General features: G+C 41.9%; 10 protein-coding genes and 1 other annotated feature. Of the genes, 1 reads left to right on the top strand and 9 read right to left on the bottom strand.

All coding sequences use genetic code 11. From position 1 onward, the window contains the following. The first annotated feature begins 69 nt into the window (after positions 1–69). The gene (locus tag RTR76_RS17355) at positions 70–2,169 is read left to right on the top strand and encodes a sulfatase-like hydrolase/transferase (RefSeq protein WP_312523100.1); all 2,100 of its coding nucleotides are present in this window, start codon (positions 70–72) and stop codon (positions 2,167–2,169) included. A gap of 67 nt (positions 2,170–2,236) precedes the next feature. Here the strand turns inward: RTR76_RS17355 and RTR76_RS17350 are convergent, their stop codons facing one another. The 9 genes from RTR76_RS17350 to RTR76_RS17310 form a co-directional block, all read right to left on the bottom strand. Then, entirely contained in the window at positions 2,237–3,475 is a 1,239-nt protein-coding gene (locus tag RTR76_RS17350) for a metallophosphoesterase family protein (protein ID WP_312523098.1), read from the bottom strand. Positions 3,476–3,686: 211 nt separating this feature from the next. Further along, positions 3,687–4,193 carry a nitroreductase family protein gene (locus RTR76_RS17345; RefSeq protein WP_312523096.1) on the bottom strand — a complete coding sequence of 169 codons (507 nt, stop codon included), beginning with the start codon at positions 4,191–4,193 and terminating at the stop codon, positions 3,687–3,689. Positions 4,194–4,382: 189 nt separating this feature from the next. After that, on the bottom strand, positions 4,383–5,519 hold the full coding sequence (locus tag RTR76_RS17340) for a hypothetical protein (protein WP_312523094.1): 1,137 nt from the start codon (positions 5,517–5,519) through the stop codon (positions 4,383–4,385). 60 nt (positions 5,520–5,579) lie between these two features. Then, positions 5,580–5,813, bottom strand: a binding site (T-box leader). Between the two features lie 195 nt (positions 5,814–6,008). Then, the gene (locus tag RTR76_RS17335; protein ID WP_312523092.1) at positions 6,009–7,316 is read right to left on the bottom strand and encodes an amidohydrolase; all 1,308 of its coding nucleotides are present in this window, start codon (positions 7,314–7,316) and stop codon (positions 6,009–6,011) included. Between the two features lie 137 nt (positions 7,317–7,453). Then, positions 7,454–8,704, bottom strand: coding sequence for a C4-dicarboxylate transporter DcuC (gene dcuC / locus RTR76_RS17330; protein ID WP_312523135.1), 1,251 nt, complete (start codon positions 8,702–8,704; stop codon positions 7,454–7,456). A gap of 241 nt (positions 8,705–8,945) precedes the next feature. Further along, positions 8,946–10,280, bottom strand: coding sequence for a GTP cyclohydrolase (locus tag RTR76_RS17325; RefSeq protein ID WP_312523090.1), 1,335 nt, complete (start codon positions 10,278–10,280; stop codon positions 8,946–8,948). Between the two features lie 166 nt (positions 10,281–10,446). Then, complete coding sequence (locus RTR76_RS17320) at positions 10,447–13,041, bottom strand: AMP-binding protein (RefSeq protein ID WP_312523083.1); 2,595 nt, start codon at positions 13,039–13,041, stop codon at positions 10,447–10,449. A 405-nt stretch (positions 13,042–13,446) separates the two neighbouring features. Next, positions 13,447–14,586 (bottom strand): sn-glycerol-3-phosphate ABC transporter ATP-binding protein UgpC, encoded by a 1,140-nt coding sequence (locus RTR76_RS17315; protein WP_312523078.1) that lies wholly within the window; start codon positions 14,584–14,586, stop codon positions 13,447–13,449. 36 nt (positions 14,587–14,622) lie between these two features. After that, a complete protein-coding gene (locus RTR76_RS17310) occupies positions 14,623–15,789 on the bottom strand; it encodes an oligogalacturonate lyase family protein (RefSeq protein WP_312523076.1) in 1,167 nt (388 codons plus the stop codon). Position 15,790 lies beyond the last annotated feature (1 nt).

Here is a 15,790-nt window from a genome sequence, read left to right as displayed (position 1 = left end):
TTAGTGAAGGAAAATGTAGAATTATCGTGAATAATGTTGTGTGGTGCTTGCGAACAGCATAGCCAAGGTATGCTGCAGAAGGGAAGTAATACTATTAAAGGTAATTTAATAACCGAAACTATTTGCCGTCACAGAATGAAAATCATCGCAATTATTTTGATTTTCTGCGTAGAATTATCCCTTTCATTCCGATTCTTCATTCGTGAACCGGTATTTCCGATGAACATCTTTATTATTGATGCATCGAATGCTATTTTTCGCGATTTGCTGCTGGCCGGTATCTTGCTGCTTTTTAGAAACAATAGCAGCCGTATCAAACAAGTTGTCAAAGATTACTTCCCGATCGTGATTATAGCCTCTCTTTGGGTTGCCATCTCAATGGTGATTATGCATTCATTAAACTTAATTTGCAATGCAATGACAATTGTGGCCTTGCTCACAGGGGTGATCAATAACAGCCTGCTCGTACTGGCTGCAGGCTATCTATACATGAAACGGGGTACACCATTCACTAAAGCGGTTTATTTTTTTGCCTATCTGCTTACCATCTTATTTTTCTATAGTGATACCGCTTATTTTCTTGTCACATCCTCCCATATTGAAAAAATGCTGTTTGAAAACCTAAATAACTACTCCATCCTCAGCGTGATTCATACAACAGATAAGCTTATTTTTCTAGGTATCGGCATCAGTTTAAGCTTACTGATACTTTTATTCCGCGTTCCGAAAAAACTGTATTATGGTCCTAAAGGAAGCTCTGTAGCCATTATTCTATTCATTTGTATCGCTGTGAATCTCGTGAATTTTGTCACAGCCTTTTTCTATCCCCAACTGCTGGTTACCAATGGCTATGACGAGGAAGCAGAACTGGAAAGGGCAAGAAACGCATCACGCAGCCTGCTTTCCCAATCTGTAACGCTCAACCTGGCACAAGAGTTTTTGCGCAATGACGAGAGGCTGGTAGCTGCTTCCAGCCAGCTTTATCGCGTGGCTTTTTCGGAAAATGAAACAATACTCTTAAATGACCTGGGAATTAAAGTTGGCGAAAAGCCTGCTGCCGTCCCTAACGTTTTTCCCTATGATAAAATTGTTATGATCGTCGGCGAATCTTTGCATCGTGATTACTTGCATTATTACAACCCGTTGATTCCAGCAGAGACAACACCGTTCTTAGATAGTTTAGTAGCATCGTACCCCCATTCCGATCGTTATTACACCTCCAATAAGCCGACGACTCAAGGGCTCAATTCCCTCTTTCTTTCCCAACTGCTCTACACCGACGACCAGGCTTTCGAGACTAATACCACCCTATTCAGAGTTCTCGAGAAACATGGTTATGATACCTTGTTTTTAGAGGCTACAAGCCAATATTACAACGATGAATTCCGGGCTTATAAAAAACGTTTTGGGATGAATACCTACAGAGCGAAAGAAGATCTGGAGAAAGAAGGGTATATTGGCAGCAGCGGCTGGGGCTACCACAACGATGTTATGTATGAGGAAACTATCCGGATTCTAGAGCAAAACCGCAATAAGAAACTTTTTATGGTTACTAAAACAATAGACTCTCATCAACCCTACCCCTATTGCGGTTTGACTGATGAAGATATTCCGACAGCGATAAAGGAACAACCGAATAATGTTTATCTGAAAGGGATTTATTGGGAGAATATTACTTTGCAAAAATTTTTCCAGGATCTTAAAGACCGGAATTTACTAGATGATAAGACCCTGATCGTAATTACAAGCGATCATAATCCTCATCCCAGCCAGAATGCTCATTATAAACGTCTTGGTGAAGGTGATCTCACTTTAAGCTTAGCTCCCCTCCCGCTAATTTTTGTTAGCAAGAATCTGAAGCCTTTTGAAAATTTCAGCGGCGCAGCTTATGCAAGTCAGATTGACTTTGCCCCTACACTTCTAGGAATCCTTGGTATTCCTTCCCCTTCGGATTTTTCAGGAAGAAATATGATTAATGTTCCAGAGGAAAGCAGCTATGCAGTTGGCTTTTTAGGAGATACCATCTATTACTGGTCAAGTGATTTCCATATGAAGACAGACATGTATAACGGTAAAGACCAAAATGCTTCTGAAAAGGCAATCATCCATTGGGTGCAAGATTTATATGCCAAATACTTTGTTGGTGATTCGGTCCGGGCACTTCAATAAAAAATCCCTCTCGTTTGTAGTAGAAAACCTACAAGCGAGAGGGATTTTTGTCCGTTTGGATACAGGACTATTTTTTTATTTCTGTTTGATCAATCAAATCTCCATTTTGCTTGAATGCAGCAACTTTAAGTGCAGCCTGAGATGCTTCAAGTACAAGATAATTGGGCATGTCTATAGGGTTATAGTAAACCTCATCCATCGGCTTGCGCGGCGATTTATCCCATATTTTTTCCCCACTGCGCCCAGTCGTTATATAGATCGTTCCCGCAGGGTCGCGCCTGCTATTTTTGAGTGCAGCCGTGCGAGCATAGGAATGGACATGTCCCGTTAATACGAGATCAACATGATGTGTATCGAATACTGGAGCAAACATGTTGCCAATCTCGTCAAGCGGTCCATTGAAAGGGTTTTTCCATATACCCCTGTGCATAAGGACTACCTTCCATTTCTTTTGTGTTTGAGACAGATCTTTTTCCAGCCATTTCTGTTGTTGCTTTAAGAAGTCAGGATACCAGCTGCGCAATTCCTCAGCCTGCGTATTCAGCACAATAAAATGGACGTCCCCATAGTCATAAGAGTATGCATATCGTTCCAACCCAGCGGGACCATTCGCCGGCACGGAAAAAAGCGAGAGATAATAATTAGGGACTGCCATTTTCCAATCCAAATTATATGCTTCGTGATTGCCCATTACTGGAGCTATCGGCATTGCTGCAAACAGCTTTGCTGCTCCATCAAACCAGGCATTCCATTGATAGTCATCCTGCCCATTATCAACAAGATCACCCATAATGGTAAAAAACGCTGCATCAGGATAAGCTCCCCACGCTTTCTGCGCCGTATTCGCCCACTCTTTATAATCGACTGATTGTGAATCGCCAAAAATAAGTGCCTTAAACGCTGTAGATTCTGTTTCGGTTTTGAACGCCTTCCATTCCGATTGCCGCTTGCCGGTAGAAATACGATATTCATACTCGGTTCCAGGTGAAAGATTTGCTGCGTGTGCCGTATAAAGAGTATACGGCTTACCGCCATTATAAACAGGCAGATCAGTCGCCTCCGCTTTGACTATCGTGCTGTCTTTCGCATGTTTGACCCGGATTTCTAAACTGCCCGGACTACCTACGGTTGCTGTTTTCCAGGAGATCGTACGTTCATGCTTCATATCTGCAGTAATGACCTGCATGATTTGTCCCGCTTCGCTGTCGAAACCTGTATAAGCCGATTTCGATATAGAGAAAATATACAAACCAGCTGCGATACAAGCAACAATAATACCCCATATGTATTTTTTTCTTTTTGCCATTATTGACGCCTCCCTGCTACCAGTCTATATTTATCCGTTTCGAGGTCCTTCACAATGCTGATATTACTGAACTGTTACCTACATAAGACCTATTTCCTATTATATACCTCTTAAACAAATAATACATATACAGCAGGGGGTTTTATCCAATCTCAAAGAGTTATGATTACATTGCCTACAGTTCACAAAACTGTAGACTCATTTTATTGACCTAGTACTTTTCATAATGAATTCTGGCACAATCAAATCGATCCTCAAACTTATTTGAAGTAGAATAACCAATGGCCAGCATAGCAAATGCCTCAATTCCTTGGGGGAGATTAAACAGTTCTTTGATAAAAGACATTCGTTCTTCTTCCGGTGCAACCCCCATCCACACAGTACCTAAGCCAAGCTCTACTGCCGCAAGTAAAATATTTTCTGTTGCGGCAGCCAAATCCTGTTGAAAATATTGCTTGTATTTTAAATACTTTTCACTTGATAATACGATAATGCCAAGGGGGGCATTCTTAATCGGCCCAGCATAGATATGTGCTTTTGACATTTTTTGAAGCGTTTCTTTATCTTCAATTACAATAAACTCCCATGGTTGTTGATTACCAGCGGAAGGAGCCTGCATACCGGCTCTCAATAGTTTTTCAACTTTTTCTTTTTCTACTGGCCTCCCCTCAAAACTTCGGATGCTCCGCCTGTTTTGTATTGCTTCATATACGTTCATGCGTAATCTCTCCCCCTTTACTCTTACTTACCATTCATATGATCCTTAGCTCTTAGGAATCACTCTTGAACATACGGCCATTACCAGGGGTATTATGCCCATAAGCAATCAAAATGAAAACAGCCAAGTTCCTTCAAAGCAAAAAGCCTTCCAGAACCTGCCGGAAGGCCTCTTGCTTACTGTGTTCTGTTAGTTTGAGACTTGCTGGTTAGCCCTTTGCTTGGCATTTTTTCTGATTTTAATTGTACCAACAATAATTTCAGGAAGCAAAACAAAGAACAATCCGATATAACCAACTGAGCCATAACCCTTGACAACAATGTTGGTTAATCCAAAAACCGATATGCCTGTGCATAAGGCTATAGTAAAAAGAGAAATAGCAATCCTACGCGCCTTCAGGCTATTTAGTACATTCCTTTTGACAAGAACAGGCTCGAATCGGGCAACAGTGGAAAATACTAAGGATATTCCTGTGCCGAGCAACGCAACAAATAAGATGATACTGTACAAAACCTTAAGCCAAGATATGCCAAGCTGTGTTGTAACGTAATACACAGGCAATGTCTGTTGAAGAGCATCCGGGCTAAATCCTAACAGCATAATACACACAACAACCAAAAAGAGTCCATTTAACAATGTGCCAAAAAACATGAACTGATTGCATTCTTTGGTAGTTTTAATATGATGAGAAACCGAAATGATGGGCAGAACAGTAAAAGCCTGAAAGCCAATATAGATCATCATATACCAAACTGCATCCCAAAAGTTTGTACCAAAGGTTTCTTGCGAAACTACAATACGCTGAATGTTTAGTGCTCCTGTCTGGATACCCAGAAAACAAAGGATGAGTAAGGTAACAATTAAAAAATATGTTTTGAAGCTGAGAACTTTAATAATTAAGTTACTGCCAAAAATAGTCAATATCAATAACACTGCACCAACAGCTACAATGCCAATACCGTAGGGAATTCCTAAGGAGCTTTTTAATAAAGCGCCCGAACCCGCTATGGACGTACTTACTCCACAAGCAATCAGCATGATAAACCCTAACTCGAATACAAGTGAAAAATATTTCTCATATGGATGAAAAAGTGCATCTCCAAAGCTTTTATAATCATAGGTCTTATAGTCTTTAGCTAGCACAAGAGCATTCCTGTGTCCCCAGCCCAAAATTGCCATAGCGACTACAGGCAAGAATATGGAATACCAGCCGTACTTTGCAAAGTAATTGACTTCCTGATTCCCTGTAGCAAAGCCGCCGCCACTATGAGTGGCAAACCAGACAGCCGCCATCGCAAAGGCTATACTTATTGATTGATTTCCCATTGATAGAATCCTCCTAAACTAGTTAATGAGTACAAAAAGCCCCTATTGACAAATTATGTCAATAGGGGCGACGTTTATTCGCGGTACCACCCTACATTAGGCTCATTACAGCATACTTGTAAACATTGCTGTACCTTTAACGCAGATATACGCAATTACCTAAATAAGGACTCTATACCTTATTTTCAGTAACAGAATTCCCGGGTGAGTCTGTAAGTACACCTGCACCGGTTCGCACCAACCACCGGCTCTCTGAGCATCAATATACCTGCTTATCCCATTCATCATTTTTTAGCATATAGGTTTCACTTCATTACGCGCCTGCAGGACGAGTGTAACTTTGTAACTTTATCACATTATGCCATCTACATTCCAACCTGTCAAGCCTTATTAAAAACCTCCACCTAAATATAGATAGATTCTACATCTAACATATACCAAGTGGAGGTTATCTGTTTATTCTATGTCACTAGCAGTAAGCCGAGAAATTTAGTTCTTACTTAAAAGCTCAACTGCTGCTTGGCTTAGCAACAATGCAGCAGTAACTAGACTTTCTTCATCAAAATCAAACCGTGAATCATGATGCCCTGCTGCCAGCTCGGTACCAACCATTAGATAAGCAACCTGTCCGCCTTTTTGCTGGACCCGTTCCATGAAATAGGTACAATCTTCGCTGCCGCCAATGTTTCCATCGGGCAATATACTTTTAAACAAATTACTCTTTAAGGCAACCTGCTCTAAACGTGCGACAAGTTCAGGTGTATTTGTACAATTAGCCGCACCGCCCATCGGCGCCACGGTAAGTTTAACATCATACATGACAGCTGCTGCCTCTAAGATGGTAAGCGCTCTTTTGTACATATATTCATTAATCTCACTGGTAGTCCCGCGTGTTTCCAGTTTCAATATAGCCTTGTCCGGTATAACATTACGTCCGGTTCCTGCCTGCAAAACTCCAACATTGATACGGGAAGCCCCTTGGCTGTGGCGGGAAATAGCGTGCAAATTAATAGCTGCCGTGGCCGCTGCCAGTAATGCATTTTGACCGGTTTCCGGTGCTGCACCAGCATGGGCAGGAACACCGGTATAAACTGCGTCTAGTTTTGTCGTAGCCAAAAAGCCTACTGTGTTGCAAGTCATCGTGCCAATTTTCTTCAATCCGATCCCTAGATGTAAGCCAACAAAATAATCTACGTCATCAACAATACCACGGGAAACCATCGCTTTCGCACCTCGTACCCCTTCTTCGGCAGGTTGAAAAATGAACTTCACTGTTCCGGCAAGTTCATTTTTTGCTTCAGCCAAAACCTCAGCCAGAGTTAAGCCAATCGCGGTATGACCATCATGCCCGCAGGCATGCATCGCACCGGAATTAACCGAAGCAAACCCTTCACGATAAGGTCTGTGTTCTTCTAAGGTCGCTTCCAGCACATCATTGGCATCCATGTCAAAGCGGAATGCCACAACCGGTCCTGGCTGAGCAAAGTGCAGCACGCCCATTACACCGGTTTTACCGCCTTGCATTTTGCCTACCCATTTCGGATCTGCCCCTTGTGCGATCGCTCTTTCCTGATGGCTGATCAATTCCTGCTGGGACGGTACTCCCATCATAACCTCGGCATCAATCACTTCCTCACCCACTGATACTTGATAACCGAGGCGTGTTAATGTTTCGGCCACAATCGATGCTGTACGAAATTCTGTCCAAGCTGCTTCTGCATGTTTATGTAAATCACGGCGACACTTGATTAGTTGACCCTTCTTTGCCTTCACTACATCCAAAATGTCCGTATTCATTTATTACTCTCCCTCGTTCAATAAATTAACTCTGACAATTGGGTATTGTGCATATATGCTTACAATAAAACGCAGGCTGTACACCGCTATGCGCTGTACAGCCTTGCATCTTATCAGTCAGCAGCTTTCTCGTGTTATTAGTACATTAACAAGGCCATACCAATAATCATAGATCCTACCATAGGCAGCCAGTTACGTTTTGTAACTTCCATCGGATTAACACCTGCAATACCGGCTACGATAATCGTAGCACCGGCAATCGGTGACATCGTACGACCAAGCGTACCACCTAAGGTAGCCATGCTACCCATTTGCATAACTTCCATGCCAAAATCCGGTGCATGCGGCGTAACCGCCTGATTGAAAGCCATCGTCGCCGCGTCGCCTGAACCAGTGATAAAGCCCAGGAGAAACGGACCGACAGCAGCGCAAAGCTTGACAATGGCCGGATTGTTAAGCATGGCGGCAATAAAGGCCTTCACTAGTCCCATAGAGGTCATACCGGACACAAATACCCCGGCCGCAATGATAATACCAATGATTTCACCGTAGGCTTTGCCCATACCATCAAAAAATGCATTACTGAGTCCTACAGGGTTTTTCCGGGTAACTAAAAGAGACAGTGCGCAACCGATAATCATCGCCTGAGGCACATCCGTTTTTAAAGCAGGTATCAATGTAGCCCCTAAAAGCAGCAATACAATCGGAAACATTGGCATCGCAGCATACAGCAGATTTACTTTAAAGCTGTTATCCACTTCCAATCCGTCTGCATGGTATCCCTTGTGTTCTTTTTTATAGTAGGCAATAGCAGTAATTAAAATTGCAGCAACAATCAACGATGCAATATTTGCTTTAAATTGAAAGGCAATAACTTCCATAACTCCTACCCCGGCAATTTTAGCTACAACCGGATTATGGGCCAGTCCTGGATTCAGCATACTGCCATAAGTACCGCATTTAACCGCAGCCGCTGCCATGGCAGGATGCACCCCGGCAGACATCATCAGCGGTACGAAAATTGCACCTGCCGCAGCTGCTGTTCCTGCTGCACTCGGCAAAGCCACATTGACTGCAAATGTAGCAAACACAACGCCGGGAATCAAGAGGGGCCGAACTTTTCCCAAACCGCTGGCCATCAGGTTAATCAGATGTTTGTCACATTCAGTGAACCGCATAACCATCGCAAAACCCATAACAGAGCATACGGCCTGAATCAATCCGGCATTTGTCATATCTTTGGCGAAAGCATTCAAAGATGCCATAGGAGTACCTGCCACACAGGCCATAACAATACCGGATACTAACAGCACTAAACGCGCATCATAGCGTTTGATCAAAAAATAAATCGTAATAATGACCAAAATCACACCAATAGTAAGCATCATATCAAACACACCTCTCCCCTTATAGCAATAAATTCATACTACGCTATTGTTGAACTTTTCTCCTTTCTATTGATTTTCTTTTCAGCCTATTTATGGATATTTCCGTTAAACAGGTAATGAAAAAACGAGACTTGACTCGTCCTGTAAAACAAAAGCCCTCGTAAAAAATACGAGAGCGACGTTGCTTTGTAATGTTTACTATACTCGCCTTTGTTATTCTTGTCAATATGTTAAGCTGAACTTATCTTGATGATGTAAAATTCCCCAACAATAACGGTAAATTAATTTTATACAGTTTTCGAGGCCGTCCTTTATTGATCATTTCTTCTCCGGCTAATTCGGCCATCCCATTGTCCACTAAAATCGTTAATATTCTTCTGGCACTGCGGGACGTAACACTGAGATAAACGGCGAGTTCCTCTGCCCCGATAGTATCGGTATCCAGCTTATCAATCACCGCCAGCAAACGGTTGACGGTAGTAACACTGAGATTTAGCTGATCTGCAATCCGCTTACAGGCCGCGGTATCTGCCTGTACAGAATACTTAAGATGAACAGCCGAGCTTAAGGGGCCGACCACTTCCCGCTCATCGTTTACCGCCATCCATAACCCCTTGCCTTTCTGTTGGGCTATTCCCAGAGCATGAAACGCATTTTGTTCGGCATCATAGGCCGTAACACCAAACCCAATACCGCCGCTAACCGCCGCCTTCACCTGACAGGCTATTTTTTCCAGGATAGGAATAACAGTAAGCTTATTGGTACTGTTCTCGAGTATACCGCGTGTAGAATACAGAGTATACTGGCCATCACCCCGGCTTACGAGAGACCCTTTCAGCATTTCCGCATAATCGACTAAAATCTTGTATAAACACATTTCCATACGTTTTACATTGTAGCTTGAACTGGCGCGCATGATATTGTCGTATTCATCAATCGCAACTTTCTGTATTGCCAGTTGGCTGCCTTTAAAACGTTGTGCCAGGCAGGAATTGATTGCCACATCCAAAGTGGTGCGAATATTGCTTCGTGTTGTCCAAACCCGGAAAGCCGGTACACCTAATTCCTTTAGCTTTTCGTATGTGGCCAAAAAACACGTAACGGCAATATCAATCTTGCCCGCCTGCCATAATTCATAGTGATAATTCGCAAACTCCTTGGAAGATGCCACATCGGAAAATGGTTTCACGTATATAGTAGGCAAAGGCAGATCTATATCCTTAAAAGTTTCTTCTACCTCAACCTGGCTTAATGTATCAAAGCTAATCCTGCGCAGCTTCAAATTCTTGATATACGTAATTTCAAACAGGGCCCGGTATAAACTGGAACCGGAATGTGGCAGATAAAACAGTGGCTTATGTGTGGCAATAGACAGGGCATAATGGTATGGTACAATACCTGAAAATAACCACATATCAAACTCCTGACAACGGGTCTGCATAATTTCAGGAACTTGCGCTGCATCCTGATAGACAATTCCTTCAGGCAATAAGATATCACTTCGCTCCATTGCTACAGAGTAGGCCAAGGCTACCGAATCGGAAGGACCGACAATAGCCATTCGTATTTTCTCCATGTGATCTTCTCCAAATCTTTTCTAAATACAACTATCATTGCGAATATTACAATGCTGTTTGTTAGCTATTATTTATAAAGAAAACTCCACCTAATGTGAATAGACTTACATCTAATTATACACCAGATGGCGGGAATTTAATGAGAGGCATTTTGTGCCTTGCAACTCATATTTTCTCTTGGAATATGCATAAACTCAATTTTTTTGCCAGTATTTCTAAATTAACATCATCAGTTAACATCGATATATGGCCTCCAGGCGTTTCATAAACAACTATTCCACCATCAGCCAATCCGTTCCACCCAAGCTCCAGGTCGGTTTCTTTAGGAGTAAATGGATCGCCTAATGCCCGAAATAAAGTCAATTGTCCTGGATAACGTAGCGGCACATAACATGAATTTCTATATTGAACAATTCTTTGCCATCTTCTCTCCTCTTTGGTTAACTCCTTAGCTTTAGATCCCTGCTTTTCCTTAGCTATTTCTCTACACAGCCTACTGAAAACATAGTCAATTCTAGTATGCAAATTTGGCATTGCCCGCAATCGTTGCATATAAAATACTGTCCATTGCCACGGGTTTTTTCTACTTTTGGGTTTTCGCTTTAATGAGTATACTTTATGATTTCTCGTATCAAGTATAGCCAGTAAAGCCACTTTCTGACCCTGGTGATAAAGCTGCTGAGCCACTTCAAAAGCAATTGTTCCACCAAGTGAATATCCGGTTAAATAATACGGTCCCTTTGGCTGTACACGGCGAATTTCTTTCACATAATTTAAGGCAATTCCTTCAACAGTTTCAAGTACAGTTTCATTATACTCATCATGTAATCGCAATGCATATACAGGTTGTTCCTTACAAAGATATCCTGCAATTTTACGGTAGTGAATTATATGACTTCCAATTGTATCGATAGTAAAGAGCGGCGGTTTGCTCCCTGCAGTTTGCAGCGGCACTAGATGCAAATAAGGGCTAACTTCCTCTTCATATGATAAAAATCCAACTAATTTTTCAATAGTATCATGCTCATATAGTAACGATACTGGTACATATTTGCCAAAGATCGCTTCAATTTGAACTGACAAAAAAGTTGCAGTCAGTGAGTCCCCGCCTATATTAAAAAAGCTATCATTAATCCCTATATGTGATTTTTTTAGAATTTCTCTCCAAATGTCGATTATTTTATGCTCAAGTTCATCGCTAGCTGAAGTTCTCACCATTCTAGTATTCGCGATATTCACGGTAACACCCACTGCTACACCTAGTTTTTCAGCCATACCAATACGGTTGACCTTCCCAGTAGCTTCTTTAGGTATACTGTCGACAAATACAACTTTATGTGGGACCTTATAATAAATTACATGTTGACTAACGTATCGTTGTACTGCATCCTCGCTGATTCTCTTTTCCCCTTTAGTTACAATTGCAACGGCAGCAACTTCACCCAGACTTAGATGCGGAATTGCAAACGCTACGACCTCTTTTACAGCAGGGTGTGACAATAGCACTTCTTCTATTTCCCGTGGTGATATTTTTGCGCCGCCACAATTGATAATTTCTTTAAAGCGCCCTTTTATATACAAGTAACCATCATTATCGATATATCCTTGATCCCCTGTTCGGAACCATCCATTATAAAAAGACTGTACATTGGCAGTAGAATCATTCTCGTAGCCAGAAAAGACACTTTCTCCCTGGATGACAATTTCTCCACTAACTCCGGCAGGAAGCAAGTTTCCTAATTCATCCATAATCTCTACCTTACAGCCTGCAGGCTTACCAGCGGAGCCCAGTTTCCGCTGGCCAGGCGGCAGAGGATTAACAGCGATCTGGCTCACAGCTTCACTAGAACCATAGCCTTCAATAATTGGAACTTGTAAAGCATTCTCTATTTTTTGCGCTAACAAAGGTGGTAAAGCAGCTGATCCACACCTGATAAACCGTAAAGAATGAGCAACCGCAGGCTGACCCATATGCTCCCATTGTTGTAAAATCACTTGATGAGTAGTTGGAACTGCACTGTACCAAGTAGGTGATAATTCAGACAGCCACCTAAAAAAATGACTGGCTACAAGACCATTTGTACATATTATGCTGCCACCTGCAAAAAGCGATGAAAGCAATGACATAACCAGGCCCCCGGAATGAAAGAGGGGCATAACATTGAGGCAGCAATCTTTTGAAGACAACCTTAGGGATGACACAATATTTTTAGTACAACTATAAATGTTACTATGGGTCAAAGGAACAATTTTAGGCTTTCCCGTTGTTCCTGATGTAAACAGAATCAGTGCTATATCTTCCGGCTTAGAGTATGCTACTACCGTTTGACAATCGGATGATGCATTTATGATATCAAATATCCCGGCTTCATCACCTTTACATTTTACCGTTATGATTTCTATCCCAAGCTCCATCGCAGCCGTTGTTGCCTCAGTAGACAGCCCATAGGCTATAACAATCGCCTTTGCCTTTACTGCCGATAGAAACGTTTTAAATTCACTTAAAGAAGATTTCGAATTCATAGGGACACAGACTGCAACCGAACCTATTGCTAAAAAAGCAGTTGCCATTTCCGGACCATTATTCATCACCAATGCTACTCGGTCAGTATTGTTTATTCCAAATTGTCGTAAAGAACTTGTCGTTTTAACCAGGTGCTGAAATAATCGATCATAGGTAATCGGTTCTTTCTCAGGTGCTAAAATTGCTATTGCATTGGGTGTTTTCTGTTTGTAATCGGCAATTAATTCAATGAACATGATCCCACTAACTCCAATCAGCGCAAGGTTATAAAATCTTATTATTGTGCTGTAACTGCACCAGACTTCGCATTAGTGTAAGTATAGCAGTAAAATTATATATTATATTACTTGAATTTTATAAAATTTTTCTTTATTATTCAGACTATTCTTTGCTTCTTTTACAGCCTTTATTAATTGCCGAAGATTTTATCAGTTCTTTGGTTGGATAGGGAAGCGTATCCCCTCTTCCCTGTAAGGGCTCGTATTGACCATAGTCTAAGTTAAAAGAGGACAAATAAGCTAAATAAAAGGGTGGCGCATTTGCTTTAAAAAAAGCTTTGCGACACCCCTTTTTTTCATCTATTATTCCTCTTCTGCCAATCTATTCAATCCAAGCTGCAACGGGAATTAGGATGAGACTGCCTACTTATAGTCACCTTCCTTATCATACTGTGAGAACAAAATATTGCATTCTGTTTCTTTATCGAAAATGTGGGCTTTATCCATATCAATAGTGAATGTAGCCGTGTCACCACGCTGCACATTGACCGCATCCTTCACCCGGATTGTCAGCATATTTTCACAAACTCCATTGCAATATAAATAGACCTCAGCTCCAGTGTTTTCTTTAACCTCAATACAGGCCCGAAAGTTATTTTGCGAGTCTTCCAACTGAGATAATCCTGTATGAATATCTTCCGGGCGTATGCCAAAGACCACTTCTTTTCCTATATAACCTAATTGACAGGCCTTAGCACCCAACACGTTGCTCAATTTCCATTCGAAACAGGAAGAAGCAAAAAATACCTGCCCCTCTTTTTCCTTTAAAACACCGTTGATAAAATTCATAGCCGGAGAACCAATAAAGCCAGCAACAAACAGGTTATGCGGAGAACGGTAGATTTCTGCAGGGGTAGCAGTTTGCTGAATAACGCCATCTTTCATGACAACCAGGCGATCCCCCATCGTCATCGCTTCTGTTTGATCATGCGTTACATACACAGTTGTAATTTCCAGGCGTTTTTGCAGCTTGCTGATCTCTGTCCGCATATGTACCCGCAGCTTGGCATCCAAATTGGACAAAGGTTCATCCATCAAAAAGACGCGAGGCTCCCGGACAATTGCCCTCCCTAGAGCAACGCGTTGCCGTTGACCGCCGGACAAGTCTTTCGGCTTGCGCTGAAGGAGATGCTCCAAGTCCAAAATACGAGCTGCCGCTTTTACACGTTCATCAATTTCCTTCTTGAGAAGTTTTCGCATTTTTAAACCAAACGCCATATTTTCATAAACGTTTTTATCAGGATATAAGGCATAGTTTTGAAATACCATAGCGATATCCCGGTCTTTAGGGGCCATATTATTCACCCATTGATCGCCAATAAACAAATCACCCTCGGAAATTTCTTCTAGACCGGCAATCATCCGCAACGTTGTTGATTTACCACAACCTGAAGGCCCCACCAATACAACAAACTCTTTATCTTTTATCTCCAAATTCACATGATGAACTACAATAGTCTGCTCATAGCTTTTACTAATATTTTTCAGACTTACACCCGCCATGTTGTCCTCTGCCTTTCCATGTTTATTATTTTTACATTACAGCCATTTTCCATCCTGCTGCTCTGCCAGGTAAAGGTGAATTCTACCTTTTCGGTCTGATGCAAACAGGATTTTTTCGTTATTCCAGCTAAAGGTAGGGTGGCAATGGCTCTGCTGCGTACGCCATGATGTATGGTGAGAACATAAGGTTTCAAGTTTGGCCGAATTTTCGTCAAGATGAATCAGCACCAGATCCTCAACCTGATCTCCTACTAGCAGCTTATTATCGTTTGTAGCATGATAATGGTTGCAATAGTAAGGCATATCCGTGCACTTCACTATGTTTCCCTTGCTGTCAGCCAATCCAACATAAGGTATTTCAGCCGTTTCAGGCTCCACTGACGTAGCTTGGGTCTTATTGGAAGTAATAGTGCCATCATGACCTTTACGCCGGTTATCAAAGAATATTTTTCCATCACTGGTCCAGAATTCGTGCCCCACACAATCATCTTGATACTGACGGAAGCATGGAACAATATCTCTGCTTATCAGATCCAGCAGCCAAATACGCTGATTCACAAGATGCCATGGACCTTCATGGCAAAACATAGCCAAAGTGCTGTCATCAGGAGCAAATTGGAAATGCCCGAGCCAATGCGAACTTTCATGCACAGTAACAGCCTTTGAACCATCCAGGTACACTAGCGTAATCCAACCCTTTTTAATAGCGTACATTTGCTCTTTGAAACCATAATAATTAGCTCCATGATATAGACCAGGGTTTTCATTGATAGCCAAACCAATATATTTCTTGTTAGGAGCAATGAAAGGATGCCCTAAATGGGCTCCGGTGGTTTCTTCGTAGATCACTGTAGTGGTCATGGTTTTCGTATTGAGTTTTTTTATTTTGTTTCCTGTCACATAAACCACAATTTCACTGTCAGGTGTTTTCGTATGCCCGGTAGGCGTAATTCCAGCCTTTTCATCAGTCATTTGCTGAATAACCCCTGTCCCTAGATCCATCCGGAAAAGATTATATACTTCCAGACTGTTGGACGCCCGGTCAGACATAAAATAGATTTCTTTGTCACCTAACGTGAACGAATTATCGGTGAAGTAAAAATGATAGTTATTACAATCACCAGTCGTCAGCTGCCAGACAGGTTTCCCGGTTTTTTCATCAATTATTTTTCTTTTCTCTGGTGCATATTCATCTCCTATCACG

Source organism: Anaerospora sp. (assembly GCF_032013335.1).
In the GTDB taxonomy this organism is placed as follows: Bacteria; Bacillota; Negativicutes; order Sporomusales; family DSM-15969; genus Anaerospora.
This window is presented reverse-complemented; position numbering and strand designations above follow the sequence as displayed.

Coding starts and splice junctions, on each gene's coding strand:
- RTR76_RS17350 (WP_312523098.1), bottom strand. CDS start 3,475: ATGGCAAAAAGAAAAAAATACATATGGGGTATTATTGTTGCTTGTATC.
- RTR76_RS17340 (WP_312523094.1), bottom strand. CDS start 5,519: ATGGGAAATCAATCAATAAGTATAGCCTTTGCGATGGCGGCTGTCTGG.
- dcuC (WP_312523135.1), bottom strand. CDS start 8,704: ATGATGCTTACTATTGGTGTGATTTTGGTCATTATTACGATTTATTTT.
- RTR76_RS17345 (WP_312523096.1), bottom strand. CDS start 4,193: ATGAACGTATATGAAGCAATACAAAACAGGCGGAGCATCCGAAGTTTT.
- RTR76_RS17335 (WP_312523092.1), bottom strand. CDS start 7,316: ATGAATACGGACATTTTGGATGTAGTGAAGGCAAAGAAGGGTCAACTA.
- RTR76_RS17320 (WP_312523083.1), bottom strand. CDS start 13,041: ATGTTCATTGAATTAATTGCCGATTACAAACAGAAAACACCCAATGCA.
- RTR76_RS17315 (WP_312523078.1), bottom strand. CDS start 14,586: ATGGCGGGTGTAAGTCTGAAAAATATTAGTAAAAGCTATGAGCAGACT.
- RTR76_RS17325 (WP_312523090.1), bottom strand. CDS start 10,280: ATGGAGAAAATACGAATGGCTATTGTCGGTCCTTCCGATTCGGTAGCC.
- RTR76_RS17355 (WP_312523100.1), top strand. CDS start 70: ATGCTGCAGAAGGGAAGTAATACTATTAAAGGTAATTTAATAACCGAA.